This is a genomic window from Pseudomonas sp. FSL R10-0399 (genome assembly GCF_009600165.1).
GTDB lineage: Bacteria > Pseudomonadota > Gammaproteobacteria > Pseudomonadales > Pseudomonadaceae > Aquipseudomonas > Aquipseudomonas helleri.
In genome coordinates this window covers 1-3,259 of sequence record NZ_WIWK01000214.1, presented here as the reverse complement: position 1 = coordinate 3,259, position 3,259 = coordinate 1, and the positions used below count along the sequence as shown (strand labels likewise).

4 protein-coding genes and 1 pseudogene are annotated in these 3,259 nt (G+C 59.0%); 3 read left to right on the top strand and 2 right to left on the bottom strand.

Annotated features, from left to right (window positions below):
* Together GHO41_RS28815 and rimI are read left to right on the top strand one after the other, a co-directional pair.
* A pseudogene (locus tag GHO41_RS28815) lies at positions 1-497 on the top strand (energy transducer TonB); the annotation flags it as partial.
* The gene (gene rimI, locus GHO41_RS28810) at positions 490-942 is read left to right on the top strand and encodes a ribosomal protein S18-alanine N-acetyltransferase (RefSeq protein ID WP_048368438.1); all 453 of its coding nucleotides are present in this window, start codon (positions 490-492) and stop codon (positions 940-942) included. The pseudogene GHO41_RS28815 and the gene rimI, both read left to right, overlap by 8 nt.
* A 138-nt stretch (positions 943-1,080) precedes the next feature.
* On the opposite strand, the gene GHO41_RS28805 is transcribed toward rimI, so the two are convergent.
* Complete coding sequence (locus GHO41_RS28805; protein WP_153435308.1) at positions 1,081-1,506, bottom strand: serine kinase/phosphatase; 426 nt, start codon at positions 1,504-1,506, stop codon at positions 1,081-1,083.
* A gap of 155 nt (positions 1,507-1,661) precedes the next feature.
* Between GHO41_RS28805 and can the strand changes: the two genes are divergently transcribed.
* Positions 1,662-2,306 (top strand): carbonate dehydratase, encoded by a 645-nt coding sequence (gene can / locus GHO41_RS28800; protein ID WP_123749575.1) that lies wholly within the window; start codon positions 1,662-1,664, stop codon positions 2,304-2,306.
* A gap of 80 nt (positions 2,307-2,386) precedes the next feature.
* Here the strand turns inward: can and GHO41_RS28795 are convergent.
* On the bottom strand, positions 2,387-3,259 hold an 873-nt coding region (locus tag GHO41_RS28795), incomplete at its 5' end, for a TIGR00366 family protein (RefSeq protein WP_178126608.1).

Sequence of the window (3,259 nt, the reverse complement as noted above, 5' to 3'; positions counted from 1 at the left end):
AAGCCGCCGCGGTGGCGCCGCCGCGTTTTGCCTTGCAGTTGCTCCGGGCGGGGCGTTGCCTGGTGCTGGTGGAGTTACCCACAGGCGGCGCATTCCAGAGCCGCGACCCGGCTTATTTATTGTTAAAAGATATGTTGCGAGCTGCCGGTTTGCCCGACAGCCCGCAAATCGTTGGCGAGCCAGTACGTTGGCCGCTGCTCAGGCGCGGCAATGTCGACCAGGGCCCAGAGGCGGCGCGTCAGTTTGTGCAGGGTTTTGTCATGGCCCGCCTTGAAGAGGCCGAATGCGCCTGCTTGTGGCTGATCGGTCTTCCGGCTGTGCGTTTTGCCAGCGAAGCGAACGCTGAAGCCTTCAACACCGAACTTGAAATCGAAGGGCTGGGTAGCGCATGGGCGCTGCCGGGCCTGGAACTCTTAATGGAAGAGCCGCACCGCAAAGCGGATGTGTGGCAAGCCATGCGCAGGCTGATGTCGCGCTGGAAACAAAACGATGAGTGACGCAGTAACCTTCCGCCCGATGACCGAAGCGGACCTTGATGCGGTTTTAAAAGTTGAATACGCGGCGTTCACCCACCCGTGGACCCGCGGGATCTTTCTCGACGGTTTGGGCAAATACCACATCTGGTTGATGTTCGAAGGCGAGCAACAAGTGGGTCACGGCGTGGTGCAAATCATTCTGGATGAAGCACACCTGCTCAACATCACCGTCAAGCCAGAAAACCAGGGCCGTGGCCTGGGGCTCAAATTGCTTGAGCACCTGATGTCTATTGCCTACCAGCATGAAGCCCGCGAATGCTTCCTCGAACTGCGTGACAGCAACACGGCCGCCTTCAAGCTGTACGAGCGCTACGGCTTCAACGAAATCGGCCGCCGTCGCGACTACTACCCGGCCGTGGGCGGGCGTGAAGACGCGGTGGTCATGGCCTGTACGTTGGTTGACTGAATCAGCCCTCACCCGGAGGGAGAGGGCGCTTTACCAAGGTACTCTCAGGTTCAGCACAAGAGTTCAGGTTGCGGATGTTATTCAGCATCCCCCAATCAGTCCCCTCTCCCTTCGGGAGAGGGTTAGGGTGAGGGGCTTTTAACGTTTGCGCCCCACCGGATCTATATCCGCCAGTTCCGCTTCATCCAGCCCTCTGCCAGCGCCGATGTCGTCTTCATCGACCACGCTCAACTCCCAATCCGCCGCGTCATCGTTGCCCTCTGCGGCCTCTTTGGCATCGCGGGCGCCGTCTTCACGGATAAGCATCTCCTGCTCCAGATCATCGTCGCCAAACCCGGCGTCCAGATCTTCATCGGGCAATGCGCCGCCGCTCAGCCCGGCCTTGCGGGCAGGTTTACCGGCCACGTGCAGGGCGCGCTCTTCGTCGGTAAACAGATCGCTGATGCTCTCGTGATCCTCATCATCATCCTCAAAGTTCAACGGCTCAACCGAGCCTGAGCGGTCTTCGAGGTCATCAATCTCTGCTGGTTGTTCTGCTCCATACGGGCGACGTGAATCAGACATGGTCATTCCTCATACTGTGGCTGCTTACTACGATGGACTGTAGCCACGGTTTAAGATTCCACCCAACGGACCGGCGGATTAAAGCGCAGATTAACGTGACCCCGACCAGCGGTCCGCAGTCATAGTTTGCGCATCAACTCTCGAGGGTTTACCGCATGAACGAACTACAAGATCTGATTGATAACAACGAGCGCTGGGCCGATGCGATCAAGCAGGAGGATCCTGATTTCTTCGCCAAGTTGGCCCGCCAGCAAACGCCGGAATACCTGTGGATTGGTTGTTCGGATGCCCGCGTACCCGCCAACGAGATCGTCGGCATGCTGCCCGGTGACCTGTTTGTGCACCGTAACGTGGCCAACGTCGTGCTGCACACCGACCTTAATTGTCTGTCAGTGATCCAGTACGCAGTGGATGTATTGAAGGTCAAACACATTCTGGTCACCGGCCACTACGGCTGTGGCGGGGTGCGTGCATCGATGCAGAACCAGCAATATGGCCTGATTGACGGCTGGTTGCGCTCGATTCGCGATCTGTACTACGAAAATCGCGAAGTGCTGGCAAAACTGCCCACTGAAGAAGAGCGTGTTGACCGTCTGTGCGAGTTGAATGTCATCCAGCAAGTGGCCAACGTCGGGCACACCAACATTGTGCAAAACGCCTGGCATCGCGGGCAAAAGCTCTCGGTCCACGGCTGCATCTACGGCATTAAAGACGGCCGCTGGAAAAGCCTCGACACCACCATCAGCGGTCTGGACCAACTGCCACCGCAATACCGCCTGCGCCCGCTAACCCCGATATAACACCGCTCCCCTGTAGGAGCGAGCTTGCCTCGCGATCTTTTGACCACTCAAAAGACCGCAAGACAAGCTCGCGTCTACCGCTAAGGCATCACGGGCGCGACATACACCAACGTCGTGCCCAGCGCCCACAGCAGAAACAGCACCAGCGGCGTGTGCACCAGCAACTGCACAAACGAAAAGCCGATCAAGTCACGCGCCTTCAGCCCCAGCACGCCCAACAGCGGCAGCATGTAGAACGGGTTGATCAGGTTCGGCAAGGCTTCGGCCGCGTTGTAGATCTGTACCGCCCAGCCCAGGTGGTATTGCAGGTCATTGGCGACTTGCATCACGTAGGGCGCCTCAATAATCCATTTGCCGCCGCCCGACGGAATAAAGAAGCCCAAGATCGCCGAGTACACGCCCATCAGCACTGCATAGGTGTCATGGGAGGCGATTTGCACGAAGAAGGTCGAGATGTGATGCGCCAGGGTTTGCCCGTCCACGCCTTTGACCACGGTCATCAGCGCCGCAATCGAGCCATACAGCGGAAACTGGATCATCACCCCGGTGGTGGTCGGCACGGCGCTGGCCACGGCATTCAGAAAGCTGCGCGGGCGCCAGTGCAGCAAGGCGCCGAGCATCAGGAATAAAAAGTTGTAGGTGTTCAGGCCCGAAATGGCGCTGATCGCAGGTTTGGTCGAAAACTCGTGATACAACCAGCCGGCGGCCAGCAGCACCAGCAAGATCGTCAGCAGTGGGCTGTATTCCAGCCATTCGCCAGGCCGCGTACGCGGCGGCAGTTTTGGCGTGTTGAAACTTGGGTCAACCCCACACGCCGCGGCATCGCGGGCCGAGTCCGGGCCGGGCGCCGTGGCGTACGCCACGATCAACGACACCACCACCAGCGCTGCCAGCAACACGCCGGACTGCCACAAAAAGATGGTCTCCGTGAACGGGATCACCCCGGTGATCGC